This is a genomic window from Marinitoga piezophila KA3 (assembly GCF_000255135.1).
GTDB lineage: Bacteria > Thermotogota > Thermotogae > Petrotogales > Petrotogaceae > Marinitoga > Marinitoga piezophila.
Genome location: NC_016751.1, coordinates 635,305 through 652,886, shown reverse-complemented (window position 1 = coordinate 652,886; position 17,582 = coordinate 635,305). Strand labels below are relative to the sequence as shown.

Genomic DNA, 17,582 nt, shown 5'->3' with positions numbered 1-17,582 from the left:
TCATACAGGAGGTGATTCCCATTACTATCTGGGGAAAGGTATTTCAACGTTTTAATCCTATTGATGAGATCATAAAACATGCCCGTATTGTAGAAGAGGCATCGGATTATCTTCCTGAACTTTTTAAAAGATATTTAAATCAGGAAAATATCGAAGATCTCGTCGAAAAAATTGATAAACTTGAGGACGATGCAGACGACATTAAAAGAAATTTCAGGCAATTATTAAAAAAAGGGCATCTTTACAGATTTGAACGTATTGAACTCCTGGAATTTATAGATTTACAGGATTCAATAATCGATCTCATTGAAGATGTAGCGAAAAAAATGACATTTAATCAAATAGAATTAGAAGAAGAACATAAAGAAATTATTTTTTCTGTTGTAAATGAAATAGAAAAAATGCTTGATCATTTCAAAAAAACCATAAAATATCTAAAAATAATCTTAAGTTCTGACTTTTCTAAAGAAACAGTTTCAATAGAAGAGCAGGATATAAAAGAAATGAAATGGTTTGAAAAAGATGTAGATAATAAATTATTTAAATTTGGGAAATGGCTTTATTCCCAGAAAAATACAATGAATCCTATTGATTTCCTTTACTTAAGGGAATTAATATTATTACTTGCTCGTATAGCTGATGTTACTCAAAACGTATGTGATAGAGTACATATATTAATAAATGAGTAAAGGAGGATAAATCCGTGACTACAATATTAATTATAGGATTATTAATAGGATTTGGAATGGCACTTGCAATTGGTGCCAATGATGTTGCTAATTCGATGGCTACTGCTGTTGGTGCAAAGGCTATTACACCAAAACAGGCTGTATTAATTGCAGGGGTTTTAGAATTTGTTGGCGCTACATTTTTTGGGAAACAGGTTACTGAAACAATAAGAAAGGGAATATTGCACCTTGATTTACTTGCTGATCCAAAAGTGGTTATCTGGGGGTCAATGGCTGCTTTAATAGGGGCTACAATATGGTTAATGATAGCAACCTATTTCTCATGGCCAGTTTCAACCACTCATTCCATTGTTGGAGGTATGGTGGGTTATGGAATTGCCGCAGGTGGTCTAGCAGTTGTAAATTGGGGTAAAATAGTAACCATTACATTGAGCTGGATTATCTCACCTCTTGTTGGTTTGCTGGTTTCCTTCTTTATGTTTAAAGCTATCTCTGCAACTATTCTCCACAGTAAAGACATAAAAAGAAATTCGAAAATCTGGATACCTTTCTTTCTTGGCCTTGCCGCATTTATAATAGGACTTTCATTTATTGTAAAAACCCTTCATATGTCAATTACTTTAAAAACTATAATATGGGCCGCATTATTTGGTGCATTTATTTCTGTAATAATAATGATTTATATAATAGCCAAAATGAAAAACGTTACAGATGATCCATATCAGTATGTCGAAGAAATATTTAGAAAATCTCAGGTTGTAACTTCATGTTATGTTGCTTTAGCTCATGGCGCAAATGATGTTGCAAATGCAATAGGGCCAGTAGCTGCAATATATGCAGCTGTTGTAACAGGAACAGTAGGTGCAAAAGCAGAAATTCCAAGATATATACTTGCAATGGGAGGGCTTGGTATAGCAATTGGTGTTGCAATCTGGGGCCAGAGGGTTATGAAAACAGTAGGTACAGAAATTACAGAATTAAATAATTCAAGAGGGTTTACAATAGACTTTTCTACAGCAACAACAGTATTAATAGCGTCAAACATGGGAATGCCAATTTCCACAACACATACTGTAGTTGGTTCTGTTATAGGTAATGGACTTGCAAGGGGTGTTGGTTCAATAAATCTTGGAGTTATAAAAGATATATTTGTTTCATGGTTCCTTACAGTTCCAGCGGCAGCAGTAGTTTCATTTTTGATGTATAAATTATTTGCGATGTTTATGTAAATACATAATAAATATGACGTCAAATTTTAATACTGTTTAAAAATTTTGAATTATAGATGTGATAAAATAGGCTTACCATTAAAGGTGAGCCTATTATTTTTATTGACATAGAGAGGGAGGTTTTAGTATGAAAAATGCTATATATGCACAATCAGGAGGAGTTACCAGTGTAATAAATGCATCAGCATATGGTGTAATAAAAGCTGCATTAAATGCAGAAGAAATTGATAATATCTATGTTGCAATCAATGGAATTAATGGTGTGTTTAATGAAGAGTTAGCAGATATGGGGAAAGAAGATCCAGAACAAATAGAATTATTAAAGTTTACTCCATCAAGTGCTTTTGGTTCATGTAGAAGAAAATTAAAAGAAGAAAGTGAATTTGAGGAAATATTTAGAATATTTGACAGGTATAACATAAAGTACTTCTTTTATAATGGTGGAAATGATTCAATGGATACAGCAAATAAAATCCATCAATACGCACAGAAAATAGGATATGATATCAAAGTAATGGGAGTACCAAAAACGGTAGATAATGATTTACCTGAAACAGATCATACACCAGGATTTGGTTCTATTGCAAAATATCTTTCTGTTGCTATTTTAGAAGGAACATTAGATGTAAAAAGCATGGCTGCAGATTCCACAAAAGTATTTATTTTAGAAACAATGGGAAGGCATGCAGGATGGGTTGCGGCTTCTACAGCGCTTGCCAAAAGGCATGAAAGTGACGGACCACACATTATATTATTGCCAGAAGTTCCTTTTAATAAAGAAAAGTTTTTTGAAAAAGTGGAAAAAACAATTGAAAAATACGGCTATTGTTCAATTGCAGCTTCAGAAGGAATAAAATATGCAGATGGAACATTCGTTGCAGCTCGAGGATATAAAGATAATTTTGGAAATGTTCAATTAGGTGGAATTGGTTCAACGCTTGCTAATCTTATAAGAAGCGAATTGGGTATTAAAACACATTATGCAGTGCCTGATTATTTACAGAGAAGTGGAAGACACATTTCAAGTCAGGTAGATGTAAATGAAGCAATTGAAGTTGGAGCAATGGCCGTTAAATATGCATTAGAAGGCAAAAGTGGATATATGGTTGGAATTGAAAGATTAATGAATTCTCCATATATGAGCACAACAAAGTTAATTCCTTTAGATAATGTGGCAAATGAAACAAAACTTGTTCCACCAGAATTTATAACAGAAGATGGAATGTTTGTAAATGAAAAATTCATTGAATATGCGTTACCTTTAATAGAAGGAGAATATTATCCACCATATTTAAATGGTATTCCATTATATGCACGATTAAAATTAAATAGGATTTAAAAAATAATAAATAAAAAATGGTCGATTATAAAAAATCGACCATTTTTTTAATTTTGTGATATAATTGAATTAAAGATGTATTAATAATTTTTAGGGGGCGGTATTATGAAACGATTGTATAAAATTGTATGGCTGGGTATGATATTGATATTATTAGCAGGATGTTTTTTAAGAAATACAGCACCGTTAAAACCGTATGAACCATTTCCTGCAAATAATTCAACAAATGTTGCAACGGAAATAACATTAAAATGGAATTGCCAGGATTCAGATAACGATAAATTACTATATAACGTATATCTGTCAGAATCCAATGGAAATTTAACTCCAGTAGAAGTGGATTATCCAAAAACTGAAATAAAATACACAAATTTACATCCAGATACATTATATAAATGGAAAGTTGTTGCAAAGGATAATAGAGGAGGGATTACAGAAGGACCAATATGGTATTTTAAAACAATAAGCGAAAAGGAAAAAGAAAATGATGTTTATAAAAACTTAGAAATCGTTTTCTTGACGCCAGAAAATGGTCAAACAATATCTCAAACAGATGAAGCAACCTTGGAATGGAAAATGAATAAAGATGATTTTAAGGTTAAAGAATATAGCATATATTTTGGAGATAATCCCATTCCACCGTTAGTAAAAGAACATTATAAAGAAAAATATTTTTATTTAAGTCATTTAAAATCTGGAAAGAGATATTATTGGAAAATAATATCTTATGGTGAAGATGGTGGATTTGTGGAATCAAAAACGCAATATTTTTATACAAAACAGGTAGAAATTCCGGGTAATCATTCACCGGCTATAGACTTAATATCTCCGGAAAATAATATAACATTAGAAAGTACAAATACAGTAAAAATAATCTGGGACAGTAAAGATCCGGATAATGATAAATTAACATATAATGTATATTTTGGAGATTTTCCTTTACCCTCTTTAATAAAAGTGGATTATGATTCAACAAGCTTAATAATATCAGATCTTAAAGAAAATAAAAAATACTATTGGAGAATTCAGGTAAAAGATTCCAGAGGTGCATTAACAGAGTCTGACACTTACTATTTTATTATAGAACATAGTGGGGATAATCCGGAAAATACTGATCCAGCTATAGATATAATAAGTCCTTTAAACAGTGAAACATTGATTAGCACTGATACAGTAGTACTGGAATGGAAAGGATCAGATATAGATGGTGACCAGATTAAATATGATGTATATTTTGGAGATATATCAAGCCCTCCATTAATAGAAAGTGGATATGAAAAAACAACAATTACAATACCAAATTTAGAAGAAGATAAAATATATTATTGGAGAGTAATAGCAAAGGATAATAATGATGGTGAAACAGATAGTGGAGTATATAAATTTAAAACCAATAAAGAAATGGAAGAAAATAATCATATTCCGGTAGTAACAAAGGAAAGTCCTGATGATGGGGAAGAATATAGTTATGAAACAACAGAAATAGAATTAAAATGGGAAATAAGTGATGAAGATGGAGATGAAGTAAAATCAGATATATATTATGGAGAACAAAAGAATCCACCGTTAGTACAGGTGAGCAGTGAAAGTACAGGTTACATAATTCCAGTAGAAAGAGGTAAAACATATTATTGGAAAATAAGAGTGAATGATGGACGAGGCGGCATAAGCGAAACAGGAATAAGTTCAGTAACAGTTGCCGAAAAACCAAACAATGTACCATCAATAAGTATAGTAAATCCAATGAATAATGAAACAGTAGAAAGTACTGATACAGTAGTATTGGTATGGAATGGATTGGATATAGATGGAGATCAGATAAAATATGATATATATTTTGGAGATATATCAAGTCCACCATTGGTAGAAAGTAGTTATGAAAGCACAACAATAACTATATCAAATTTAGAAGAAGATAAAACATATTACTGGAAAGTAATAGCAAATGATGGAAATCGTGGAGAAACAGAAAGTGCGATTTATAAATTTAAAACAAATTCACCACCAGAAGATCCTGTATTAACTTCTCCTGATAACCTGGAAAAAGTATATGAAAATTCTGTTATTTTAAACTGGAATGAAGTAGTAGATAAAGACAACGATACTGTAGTTTATGATTTATATACAAGTACTGTATCTACAAATACTCTTGCAATTACTGCATCGGATTTAACAACAAATTCCTATACTATTTCATTGACTACAGATGTTCTATACTGGCAAATAGTTGCAAAAGACGAACACGGAGCTAAAAGCTTCAGTGAAATATATACTATAAGACATATAGTTCCAGGAACATTAAAGTTCAAAATAGATACAGGTGGGAATTATATTGCAGCAAATCCTGTAATAGACGATGAAGGAAATATATATATAACCTATTCATCCTCAAGTACTGAAAATACAAAAACATATGTTTCAAAGTATAATTCAAATGGTAATTTGGAATGGAATACAATGCTTGTTTATTTTGTAGTACAAGGGAGTATGATAGACGATTTTCTGGCGGGGTATAGTTTAATGAAAGGTTATGATGGGAATATTTATACTACATTACGAGGAAACGGTTCCTCTATGGTTGCAATTGATTCAGATTTGGGATTTGTGAAATGGTCTATTCCAGATATTGCCTCTAATTTATTCCCATATTTTACAAGTATAGAAGATGGTAATTTGTATTTTATAGGCAAAGATGAAACAGCAGGGAATCTTATTGATGCAACATTATTTGTAACATATGAAAGTGGTTCCTGTTCTACTACAACTATTAATGCCAATACATCGGATGTTTCAGGGATAATCTCAGCTAAAATAGAAGGAGTAGATTATTTGTTTATACCATTTGGAGGTTCTAACCCAGGTGTAATAAAGTTGGATGCTTATTTTGGTGAAAAAACAACTGAAGGATTTAAAGCAGCATATGGAGTGATATATAGTAATTATAACAATGAAAACTATCTTATAACTAGTTTTACTACTGGAGATGATTATTCGATTGCTTATTATAATATAGATACAGAATTTTCTACAGATACAATTATGTCTGATCCGCCATCATCAGTTGGATTTAATCCGGGAATGCCGGTTGTAGGAAGTGATGGAACAATTTATGCAGTTTATTATGATAAATTATATGCAGTAAATCCGGATCTTACTGAAAAATGGTCAATAACCTTACCAAATGGTGATCATATATTTTCACGTTCTCCAGCAGTAGGAAGTGATGGAACAATTTATGTTTTAACTGACACAAAATTATATGCATTTAATCCAGGAGATGGAAGTGAAAAATGGGTATTTACACTTGATTCTGGAGACTATACATATTTTCAAAGTCCAATAATATCAAATGATGGAACAATTTATTTTTCTACTTATAATGGTTATATTTATGCAATATATGATAATATAACAGGACCGGATTCGTCAAGCTGGCCAATGATAGGCAAAAATTCAATGGGTGTTTATTGAAAATAACAGGGACTTTTCAGGTCCCTGTTATTTTTTCATGTTATAATAATAATATAAGTAAAATTTTAAAATAAAAAGGTGATATAATGCCAGACTTTAAATTATATTCAAAATATAAACCTCAGGGTGATCAACCAGAAGCAATAGATAAATTAGTTAAAGGAATAAAAAAAGGATATAGATTTCAAACGTTATTAGGGGTCACCGGTTCAGGCAAAACATTTACCATGGCCAATGTAATAGAGAGATTAAACAGGCCTACTTTAATATTATCCCCAAATAAAATACTTGCTGTTCAATTATACAGAGAATTTAAGGAGTTTTTCCCTGAAAATAAAGTTGAATTCTTTATAAGTTATTACGATTATTATCAGCCAGAAGCATATATACCAACAAGAGACATGTATATAGAAAAAGATGCAAGTATAAATGAAATTCTTCAAAAAATGCGATTATCCACATTAAAATCTGTATTAACCAGAAGGGATGTTATAGTGGTATCCAGTGTTTCGGCTATATATGCATCTGGAAATCCTGAAGATTTTGCCAATATAAATTTAAAAATAAAAGTAGGAGAAGAATATAATAGACGATTTATTTTAGAATCACTTGCAAAAATGCTTTATAATCGCTCAGAAGATAAACATACAGGCGGTAATTTTAGATTTAAAGGGGATATACTCGAAATATATCCACCATATGAAGATTTTGGAATTAGAATAGAATTTTTTGATGATGAAGTTGAAAAAATATACTCATTTGATATATTAAACAGAACTAAGATTGAAAGTTTTGATAAAATTACCATTTATCCTGCAAGCGAATTTGTTACCACTGAAGAAAAGATAATGAGAGCAACTCAGTCTATTCGCGAAGAACTGGAAGAAAGACTGAAAGAATTACAAAAAGCAGGTAAATTACTTGAAGCACAAAGATTAAAACAAAGAACATTAATGGATATAGAATTACTGGAAACATTGGGGCATTGTAAAGGAATAGAAAATTATTCAAGGCATTTTGATATGAGGAAACCTGGAGAACCGCCCTGGACATTACTTGATTACTTTGACGATGATTTTATTACATTTATAGATGAAACGCATATAGCTATTCCTCAGCTTAGAGCAATGTGGGCAGGAGATCATTCCAGAAAAAGAAATCTTATAGAATACGGTTTTAGACTTCCGTCAGCATTTGACAATAGACCGCTGAAATTTGATGAATTTATATCGAAAATTCGCCAGACAATTTTTGTTTCTGCAACACCGGGATCATTTGAATTTGAGCATTCTGAACAAGTAGTAGAGCAAATAATCAGGCCTACAGGCCTTATTGATCCAGAAGTAATTGTTCGTCCTACAATGGGTCAGGTGGACGATTTTATTGCAGAATTAAAGAAAATAATATCTCGAAATGAAAGAGCAATAGCTGTTGTATTAACCAAAAAAGATGCAGAAATGCTTTCTGATCATTTAAATTTGCTTGGAATAAAAGCTACCTACCTTCATTCTGAATTAGATGCAATAGAAAGAGCTGAAGTTATTAGAAAACTAAGAAGTGGTGAAATTGATGCGGTAATAGGTGTTAATCTTTTAAGAGAAGGTCTTGACTTACCAGAAGTTTCGCTAGTTGCTATAATGGATTCTGATAGAGAAGGTTTTTTACGTTCAGAAACTACATTAATTCAGACTATAGGACGTGCAGCAAGAAATATAAATGGAAAGGTAATATTATATGCAGATAAAATTACTGAAGCAATGCAAAAGGCAATATATGAAACAAATAGAAGAAGAAAGATTCAGATGTATTATAATGAAAAAAATAATATAATTCCTAAAAGTATTATTAAGGAATTACCTAAAAATATTTTTGAACAATTCATGGAAAAAACAGAAAAACCGGAATTTATCTTTGAAGTAGCAGAAGGAACAACACCGGAAGAATATATTCAATTATTAGAAGCAGAAATGTTTAAAGCGGCTTCAGAATTAAGATATGAAGATGCTGCAAAATATAGAGATGAAATAAAAAGGGTAAAGAAAAAATATAGAATAAAATAAAAGATAGGAGGTTAAAGATGGATAAAAAGTACAAGGATTTACAGTTTTATAAGTTTTGTGCTTATGGATTTTTGAAAAATTTGCGATTTTTTGAGCCTTTTCTTGTTTTGTTTTTTCTTGAAAAAGGGCTTAACTTCTTTCAAATAGGTACGCTTTATTCAATAATGAAAATTGCGACAAATATTCTTGAAATTCCAACTGGGATTATTGCTGATTCTGTTGGTAGAAGGCGATCTATGGTATTTTCTTTTTCAAGTTATATAATTTCTTTCATTATTTTTTATTTTTCTAAAAGTTATACTATTTTTGCATTTGCGATGATCCTTTATGCTTTTGGTGAGGCATTTAGAACAGGAACGCATAAAGCTATGATTTTTGAATATTTAAAAATCAAAGGCTGGGAAAAGATGAAGGTTCATTATTATGGTAATACAAGATCATGTTCACAGCTGGGATCTGCTATTTCATCTTTAATAGCTGGTGGTATTGTATTTTATTCTGGAAAGTATCAAACTATATTTTTATTTACGATAATTCCGTATATTTTCGATTTAATTCTAATGCTCACTTATCCAAAGGAATTAGATGGAACGCTTGAAAGATTTGATTTTAAAGAGTTTACCAATTCATTTAAAAAGGTAATTAAAGAATTTGCTGTGGCATTTAAAAGTGCAAGATTATTTGGAAGCATTTTAATAAGTTCATCATATACAGGTTATTATTCTGCAGTAAAAGACTTTTTGCAACCTATGTTGAAATCATTTGCAATATCTTTACCAATATTTATGAGTTTAAGTGAAGATAAACGCTCTTCGCTGGTAATTGGTATAGTATATTCGGTAATATATTTTCTTACATCTTTTGTATCAAGACGTTCTGGTAAGTTTGCTGAAAAGTTTAAAACATATTTGAAGCCGCTGGTATTAACAATGAGTCTTGGGTTTGTTTTTGGAATATTAAGTGGAATAACCTATGAATTTAAATTATTTACAATTTCTATTATCTTTTACCTTGGAATATATTTAATAGAAAATTTAAGGAAGCCTATAAGCGTAGCCTATATTTCAAATAATATAGATAATAATATTCTTGCTTCTGTACTTTCAGTTGAATCGCAATTTAAAACTCTTTTAACAGCGATATTAACTCCTGTTATAGGATATTTAGCAGATTTGATAGGAATAGGTTATGCATTAAGTATAGTCTCTATTGGTTTAATAGTTTTGACTCTTATTTCTTTAAAGTTTGCAGCTCATAATGAGATTTAATAATAAAATAGCGAGCTTGAATAAACAAGCTCGCTATTTTATTATACCAACAGATAAATTGATATTATTTCTTTTTGGAAGTATTTCAATAACTTTTGGTTGATATTTCTTTTTAAAGACGGTTCTATCAAGATAGGCAATTACTCCATATGAAATTGATATTCCAATTATCCCTGATACAAAAGCATAAGTATCGCTTTTTGTAATAAAATATGCAATAACTAAAAATAGAATAAACATTATAAGAGGAAAGCCATATATAATGAATGAAATTTTGGATACAGAAAATTCCGGTAATTCTATTACAACATAATCTCCAATTGAAGGCATTTTTTCAAATTGAGATTTATTAATTTTCATGGTTCTTTGTGAACTTCCAGCACTACATGCTCCATTTAGAGTACATGTTTCACATGCGGAACTCATGTTGCTAATAAGATATACATTATTGTCTTCTATGTTTCCAACCATAAATACTTCTCGCATATTATTCCTCCGCGTCAATGCTTACTATTATTTTTGAAATAATAGTACTTTTATATTTTTCTGTAATAATATAACTTTCCTGAGTTAAAAAATAAGCTCTTACATATGATTTGTATTTTGCAATATCCTCTTCTAAGTTTTCATCAAAGTCCACATTTTCTCCATCTAATATCATATTAATTAATTCTAATTTCTTTTCGTCTATCATAAGAGGCCTTCCTCCTTGAGAAGTTTTTGGAATTTCTTCCTTGCATAATGCAAACGGCTCTTTACACTTCCAAGCGGTTTATTTAATTTCTTGGCAATTTCATCATAACTAAGACCGTCAATATCTCTTAATTTAATAAGGGTTTTATCTTCCTCAGATAATTTATCCATGATTTTAATGATTTTGTCCATTTCCATTTCATCAAAAACTTCATTTGAGACGTTTACATCAGAATGTGGTTGGATTCCAACGCCTTCTGTATAATTTTCAGTAAGATCAATATTTTCCACAGGGTTTTTAATTTTCTTTCTTATGAAATCCTTTCCAACATTAATAGTGATTTGATAAATCCATGTCGAAAGCTTTGAATCCCCTCTAAATGTATGGATTCCTTTAAATATCTTGTAAAATACCTCTTGAAGAGCATCTTCAATCTCATTTGGTCCAACATAATTTTTGAGGGTTACATATATTTTGGGTGCATATTGATTGTATAACTCTTCAAAAGCTTCTTTATCTTTAGCTTTTAATCTTTCAATTAATTTTTTTTCTGTCAAAAAAGATCACCTCTTTGTGGTTTTTAAATATTATACCACAAAAGAGGTTTATTCCTTATTATTAGACTTTTAATTTTTTATTTTGTTCAAAAAGTTTAATATAATTTATTTTCTGATTTCCAATATTACGTTTTGAAGATATAAATTACCAAGATGAGATAAAAATACAGGTTTTTCAGGATCTGAAATATCATAAATTAATAATCCATTTTCTCCGTCTGCAACGTATAAATAATTTTTATAAATATATCCTCCATAGCAGAATCCTTTTGTGTCTATTTGAGATAATAATACAGGTTTTTCAGGATTGGATACATCTATTAAAGCAAACCCTTTTTCTCCTTTGGCATAGAATACAATGTTATTATCATAAAATACTCTTCCCCATTCTGATTTTATAGTTAGTTTTGAAATTAATTTTGGATGTATTTTATCTTTTACATTTATAATCTTTAACCCGTGATCGCCATCAGCAAGATAAGCTATGTTATTATGAACTACAATATTATATGCAAAACCATCAGCGTCAAAGAAGCTTACTAATTTTGGGATTCTTGGATCAGAAACATCAACAATTACAAATCCATCATATCCCATTGAAATATATGCATAATTATCCTCTACAAAAATTCTTCCAGAAGTTCCTTTTAAATCGAGATAACTTAATGATTCTAAAGAATAATCTTTATTTATTTTTACAACTTCCATTCCAGAGTTTCCTTCAAGAATATATGCAATATCTCCTTTTACAAATATTGAATATACCTTTCCAAAGGTTTTTAGTTTAGCAACTTTTTTCGGATGTTTTAAATCGGTGATATCTGCAACAACAAAACCATTTATCCAATCTGCTATATATGCATGTGTTTCTTTTACATAAAGTCCTACAGCCCAGCCTTCTGTATAAACATGATTTATAATTTTTGGATTTTTAGGATCTGTTACATCTATAATAAACATTCCCATTCCGCTACCTGTTGTATGAATATATTTCTTTTCAATTATTTCTTTTTGTATTTCTTTTTGTGGAATAGTTTCTAATTTTTCTGTTGCTTCTGTTGTTTCTATTACTTCTAATGTAGAGGTGGGTTCATTGGTTATAATAGTGGTGCTTTCAATGGTAATATCTTCTTCACTTTGTGTTTCTGTAGCGTTTTCGGTAATTATTTCAGAGTTTTCCAGAGGTTTGGTTGTAAAATTCCAGATAGAGCTTTCTTTTTCTTCATTATCAGATTTTGCAATAACTTTCCAGTAATATGTTTTTCCTGGATCTAAAGATAATTCATAGAATTGGTATCCTAAGTTTTGAGCTACTGGTGTAAAATCGTCTGGGTTTAATCCCATATAAACGTCAAATAAAGCTTCTTTACCTGCGTATTGCCATTCTAATTTTACATTTGTTTCTATATTAGTTGCGTTATTTGTTGGTTTTGGGTTGAAAGGTGTTCCTAATTCTTTTAAAGATTTTGTCTGGAAAGCCCATACTTCCCCATAGGTAATTCCGCCATGTTCATCTTTGGCGACAACCTTCCAGTAATATCTTGCATCTTCTTTTAAGTTAACTTCTAAAGAATTTTCTGTAGTGTTTGAAGCTAAAAGTTTTAAAGTATCAATTGATCTGCCAAGATATACGTCATAATATATTTTATCCCCATCAAGATCTTCGCATTGCCAGGATAAAGTGGTAATCACAGGAACATTAGAACTTCCATCTTTTGGTGTGGGATTATATGGTTTTAAAGGAATAGAATTTTCTGTTGAAAAAAACCATATATCACTTTCTGTGGAATCTTTTTTATCTTTTGCAACAACTTTCCAATAATATGTTTTGTTATAATTTAATACTCTGGAGAATGAAGTTTCAACTAAATCTGTTGCAATGGGTGTGAGATTATCCTTTTCTGTTGATAAATATAAATCATATTTTAAGGAATCACCATCAGGATCATTCCCGGCCCATGAAAAAACAATATTTACAGGCAGATCAATGGATCCGTTTTTTGGTGTGAATAATTCAGGTATAGATGGTGGTTCGTTTTTCATTATTATAGGAATAACAACAATTGCGGTCATCAATATTACAAATGCTGAAGCGGCAGCTATAATCAATTTTAGTTTCAAGTTCCTCACCCCTGGATTTTAATTTTTTTTTCAATGAATTATTCTATAAACAACTGATTATTCCCTAAAAAATAAGAACTCCGGCAGTATTTACTACCGGAGTTCTATGGTCGGGGCGACTGGACTTGAACCAGCGACCTTTTGCGCCCCATGCAAACGCGCTCCCATCTGCGCCACGCCCCGAAATCCGCACATAATTATAACATATTTTATTAAATGAGTCAATAATAGAAGGTTTAAAAGATTTAAAATTCTGGTATAATTATTCAAAAGGAGGAGGTAAAATGGAAAATAAGAATATATTTTTGAATTCTAAATTAAATATATCTCTGGCTTTTATATTTTTTTCTATGCTATATATATCTTATAGTCTAGTATTGCCTAACTTCATATCTTTTGAGATCCTTGGTGAGTATAATATTGAAATGAAAAAATTTTATGTAATTAATTTTACTACTTTTTTTGGTTTTAATTTTGGAATTTTGCTGTTTAGAATTATTTTAAATATGAATAAAGTAGTTAGAAGGTTCTTTTTTACACTGGTTGTGTTATTAAATGCATTTTCTTTTTTTGCTCCTGATTACGATTATTTTCTATTTTTAAGATTTTTAGCAGGTATGGGATTGGGGGTTTTCTGGATTTATGTCAGAATAAAAACATCATTTTTATCTGAGTATTCAAAAATAAAATTTTATTTTGGAACACTTGGACTTGTTCTTGGATATGTATTTGCTGCAATGATAAACTTAATTGTTGTTCCGCAACTGGGTTGGAGTGCAGGATTTTTAGTTCTTTTTTCTGGTTTTTTGTTATTTCCATTTAATAAGTATCTTGATACAAATATTAGCTATTTTGATAACAATAAAGAATGTAAAATATGTTTAAATTTCTTTTTCTTTTTGTCCGGCTTTGATTTTTATATATTAATTTCCAATATAAAATTAATATATTTTAATGTGTTTTCTGATTTGTATCTAACAAATCTTCATATTTTTATATTGACAGTATTATTATTAATAGGTATAAAACTTTCAAAGTATATATTTCGTTTTTTTAGCGTCTTTAAGATTATTATTACGTTGAATCTTTTGCTTATCTTTTTTTCTATTATAGGATTTTATACATCTGATAAATTGCTTATAATACTTGTAACCTTTTTGATTTTTGTTTTTCAGAGTATCTCATGGAGTTTTATTTCTCAATTTGAAAGTATAAAAGACGATGTGGAAAATTATTTGTATGCCTTTCATATGAGTATTTTTGGTGGATTATTTGCTTCATTTGTTTCATATCTTTTATATCCTCAAATAGAAAGATATATGTTTGTTTTTATTATGATTATTTCTATGGTTTTTATAATAGCTTTTAAATTCAGTTTAAAAAGCAATTAGAGGAACTATCATTTCTCTATACGATAAACCACCGTGTTTCCCTTTTAGATGAACAAAAGAATTTCCATATTTAAAAACAAAGCTATAATTATCTTTAGCAATCATTGTAAAATCGCCAATTCTTTTTTTAAAATCATTATTAAGAGAACCGCCAAAAAGATTAATTTTTTCGCTTTCTTCAATAGATAAAAGATTTCCATAATCTTTATAATTTGAATTAAAATATTCCATAAATTCTTTTTTGCTTTTGGTATAAAAATACATCATTCGCATTTCTCCACCAGGTGGAGCCCATAAATAATTGGAAATTTCATCTTCGTTGGAGAATCTTATTTCTTTTTGTAAGGGAGATTCTAGCATTCCATGATCTGCAGTTATTAATATAACAGTATCCTCTCTTATTTCTGGAGATAATTTTTTTAGCAACTCTTCTTGAAGCATTTTCAAAAACCAGAAAATTTGTGATTTATATTTATGATCTCTTGCTCCATATTTATGTCCAATACTATCCACATATGCATAATATGCAAATTGAAACGAAGTATCGTTGTTTTTTCTGTATTCCTGTAACTTATCATATATCATCCCAAATAATTCAATAGGCGATTTATATCCTTTTATGTTGCTTCCTTTATTATGAATTTTACTTAATCCACTACCGACTATATCTGAATGTGTATGTGTAAAGGTTTTAACGCCTAATTTATTTAACTCTTCATATATAGTTGAAACATTAAGCAAATTGTTTATGAAATATGGTTCATATACGCTATTTCCACCATATAAAGGAGAAAAATCAATCATATTTACCAAAGAACCCAATTCTTTAAAGTATAAAATATATCCTAAAATACCGTGTTCAGCAGGTGTTTTGCCTGTGACAATGGAGGTTATGGCGTTTGCTGTTGTTGATGGAAAAACAGAAGTTGCAGGAAAAAAATGGCTTTTATTAATTAAAGAAAGTTCATGCTTTTTTTCTTTTAATACCAGTTTAAAGGTATCATAACTCATAGCGTCAATTAAAATTAAAATTACGTGTTTTTTTGGTGAAATTGGTATAGGATAAGGTTTGTGAAAAGGTTTTCCGTCAAAATTTTTAATAATCCAATTTGAAATATTAACTATTGAATAATTATTATAATGAGGCAAAATGCCTAAACCTTCTATTTTATTATTGTATATTTCCTTTAAAATATCTCTCCACATAATAGTCTCCTTTTTAATATTTTATTGAAAAATCAGGGTAATTTTCAACAGGAATGTTTTCTTCTTCTATATCTTCTACATCGGAAAAGCCGTTTCCTTTAATTATATAGTCTTTGAAGGTTTCTAATGATTCTTCTGAAGTTCCTTCAGCAATAATTTCAACGCTTCCATCTGGCATGTTCATTACATAGCCTTTTATGCCTAACGATTCTGCTGTGTGATTTACAAACCATCGAAATCCAACACCCTGCACTCTTCCATATACTTTGAATTTTTTAGCTATCACTTTAATACCTCCTTGGAATTTAAATAAAATAAGCTATGGTTCCCAGAGCGATGGTACTAAAAACAGCATAAAGAGGTTTGTTTAATTTAATAATAAAGATTATAGACGATATTAATATTAAAATAGAAAATATATTTAAAGGTAATATCATAGAATATTTTACTATAAGCCTCAATAAAATTGCAACTAAAGCAGGATTAACTCCTTTTACAAATCCAACAAACCATTTTTTATCACGGATTTTTGATTGATATTTGCTTAAAACAAACGCCAATGTCATGGGAGTTAGAAAAATTCCTAATGTTCCATATAACGCTCCAAGAAAGCCTTTTAAATAATAACTGACAAAAGTTGCTGTAATCATTACAGGTCCTGGAGTTATTTGTCCAACAATTAGAGCTGTTGTGAATTCCTTTACATTTAGCCATTGTAATTTCCTAACAATTAATTCGTCCATGACAGCTATTACAGAGTAACCACTTCCAAATCCTGTTGCACCTAAAAGGAAAAAATTATAGAACATTTTAAATATAAATGGATTTTTATAAAATACATATATGCTTATTATTGCAATGGAAATTAAAAACAAAGTCACATATAGTTTATTGCTTTTTGGGACACGTCTTAAATGAATATCTTCTACATGTCCTTCTTCTTTATTTAAAATCATACCCAATAATCCAAATAATAAGATTACGTATATAACATTTATCTTTAAAAACAATAACATTAAAAATGCTGAGATGGTGAAAACATATGAGATTTTTTCTTTAAAAACACCTTTAGAGATTTTAAAAAGTGCATTGGTAATAAATACAAGAATTAAAGGAATAAACATATTTGTTAGAAATTCAATATATGGCGTATTTCCGTATTTGATATACCATTTTGCAAGTAAAATCATTAAAAGAAATGAGGGGGTTATAAAGGTTATTACACCAAGTATTGCGCCCCAGAAACCGTATAACTCAGCTCCAACAAAAGTTATCATGTTCACGGCCATAGCTCCTGGTAAAGGAGAGATAGAAGCAACTGCATTTAAATAAAATTTTTGTGTGATATATTTTTTTTCTTCAACAAGAAGTTTTTTTACATAAGCTAAAACAGAAAAACCACCAAAACCAATTATTCCAAGATATAATGTGATTTTCATCCATTCTAAAATCTCTTTGTGATGTTTTTTCATAAATACCTCCTGAAATTAATATATATTTTGCCATAGTATTTTACCATTTTTAAAATAAAATCGTCAAATTTTAGCTTTTTTCTGG

At 29.8% G+C, this 17,582-nt stretch carries 14 protein-coding genes and 1 tRNA gene; 7 read left to right on the top strand and 8 right to left on the bottom strand.

The genetic code is table 11. The annotated features are described in order from the left end of the window. The first annotated feature begins 11 nt into the window (after window positions 1–11). The 6 genes from MARPI_RS03190 to MARPI_RS03165 all read left to right on the top strand — a co-directional run bounded on the left by MARPI_RS03190 (window position 12) and on the right by MARPI_RS03165 (window position 10,056). Window positions 12–689 carry a DUF47 domain-containing protein gene (locus tag MARPI_RS03190; protein WP_014296158.1) on the top strand — a complete coding sequence of 226 codons (678 nt, stop codon included), beginning with the start codon at window positions 12–14 and terminating at the stop codon, window positions 687–689. A gap of 56 nt (window positions 690–745) precedes the next feature. After that, window positions 746–1,918, top strand: a complete 1,173-nt coding sequence (locus MARPI_RS03185) for an inorganic phosphate transporter (RefSeq protein ID WP_083635706.1) — start codon at window positions 746–748, stop codon at window positions 1,916–1,918. 127 nt (window positions 1,919–2,045) lie between these two features. Further along, entirely contained in the window at window positions 2,046–3,257 is a 1,212-nt protein-coding gene (locus MARPI_RS03180; RefSeq protein WP_014296156.1) for a 6-phosphofructokinase, read from the top strand. 105 nt (window positions 3,258–3,362) lie between these two features. Beyond that, window positions 3,363–6,728: an outer membrane protein assembly factor BamB family protein gene (locus MARPI_RS10635; RefSeq protein WP_014296155.1), complete on the top strand. Its 3,366-nt coding sequence runs from the start codon at window positions 3,363–3,365 to the stop codon at window positions 6,726–6,728. 86 nt (window positions 6,729–6,814) lie between these two features. After that, window positions 6,815–8,788: an excinuclease ABC subunit UvrB gene (gene uvrB / locus MARPI_RS03170; protein WP_014296154.1), complete on the top strand. Its 1,974-nt coding sequence runs from the start codon at window positions 6,815–6,817 to the stop codon at window positions 8,786–8,788. 17 nt (window positions 8,789–8,805) lie between these two features. Beyond that, the gene (locus tag MARPI_RS03165; protein WP_014296153.1) at window positions 8,806–10,056 is read left to right on the top strand and encodes an MFS transporter; all 1,251 of its coding nucleotides are present in this window, start codon (window positions 8,806–8,808) and stop codon (window positions 10,054–10,056) included. A gap of 33 nt (window positions 10,057–10,089) precedes the next feature. Here MARPI_RS03165 and MARPI_RS03160 read toward each other — a convergent pair whose 3' ends face one another. The 5 genes from MARPI_RS03160 to MARPI_RS03140 form a co-directional block, all read right to left on the bottom strand. Beyond that, on the bottom strand, window positions 10,090–10,542 hold the full coding sequence (locus MARPI_RS03160) for a SoxR reducing system RseC family protein (protein WP_014296152.1): 453 nt from the start codon (window positions 10,540–10,542) through the stop codon (window positions 10,090–10,092). A 1-nt stretch (window position 10,543) separates the two neighbouring features. Continuing rightward, a complete protein-coding gene (locus MARPI_RS03155; RefSeq protein ID WP_014296151.1) occupies window positions 10,544–10,750 on the bottom strand; it encodes a hypothetical protein in 207 nt (68 codons plus the stop codon). Continuing rightward, window positions 10,747–11,307, bottom strand: a complete 561-nt coding sequence (locus MARPI_RS03150; protein ID WP_014296150.1) for an RNA polymerase sigma factor — start codon at window positions 11,305–11,307, stop codon at window positions 10,747–10,749. The genes MARPI_RS03155 and MARPI_RS03150 overlap by 4 nt, the downstream gene beginning before the upstream one ends. Before the next feature lie 105 nt (window positions 11,308–11,412). Continuing rightward, window positions 11,413–13,428, bottom strand: coding sequence for an LVIVD repeat-containing protein (locus MARPI_RS03145; protein ID WP_014296149.1), 2,016 nt, complete (start codon window positions 13,426–13,428; stop codon window positions 11,413–11,415). Between the two features lie 107 nt (window positions 13,429–13,535). Further along, window positions 13,536–13,611, bottom strand: a tRNA-Pro gene (locus MARPI_RS03140). A 101-nt stretch (window positions 13,612–13,712) separates the two neighbouring features. Between MARPI_RS03140 and MARPI_RS03135 the strand changes: the two genes are divergently transcribed. Beyond that, window positions 13,713–14,819, top strand: a complete 1,107-nt coding sequence (locus MARPI_RS03135; protein WP_014296148.1) for an MFS transporter — start codon at window positions 13,713–13,715, stop codon at window positions 14,817–14,819. On the opposite strand, the gene MARPI_RS03130 is transcribed toward MARPI_RS03135, so the two are convergent. The 3 genes from MARPI_RS03130 to MARPI_RS03120 are packed head-to-tail and all read right to left on the bottom strand — an operon-like array spanning window position 14,805 to window position 17,497. Beyond that, window positions 14,805–16,025: an alkaline phosphatase family protein gene (locus MARPI_RS03130; protein WP_014296147.1), complete on the bottom strand. Its 1,221-nt coding sequence runs from the start codon at window positions 16,023–16,025 to the stop codon at window positions 14,805–14,807. The two genes, MARPI_RS03135 and MARPI_RS03130, sit on opposite strands and share 15 nt — an antisense overlap. Window positions 16,026–16,038: 13 nt before the next feature. Next, a complete protein-coding gene (locus tag MARPI_RS03125; RefSeq protein WP_014296146.1) occupies window positions 16,039–16,311 on the bottom strand; it encodes an acylphosphatase in 273 nt (90 codons plus the stop codon). A 19-nt stretch (window positions 16,312–16,330) separates the two neighbouring features. Beyond that, a complete protein-coding gene (locus MARPI_RS03120) occupies window positions 16,331–17,497 on the bottom strand; it encodes a chromate transporter (protein ID WP_014296145.1) in 1,167 nt (388 codons plus the stop codon). Between the last annotated feature and the right edge of the window lie 85 nt (window positions 17,498–17,582).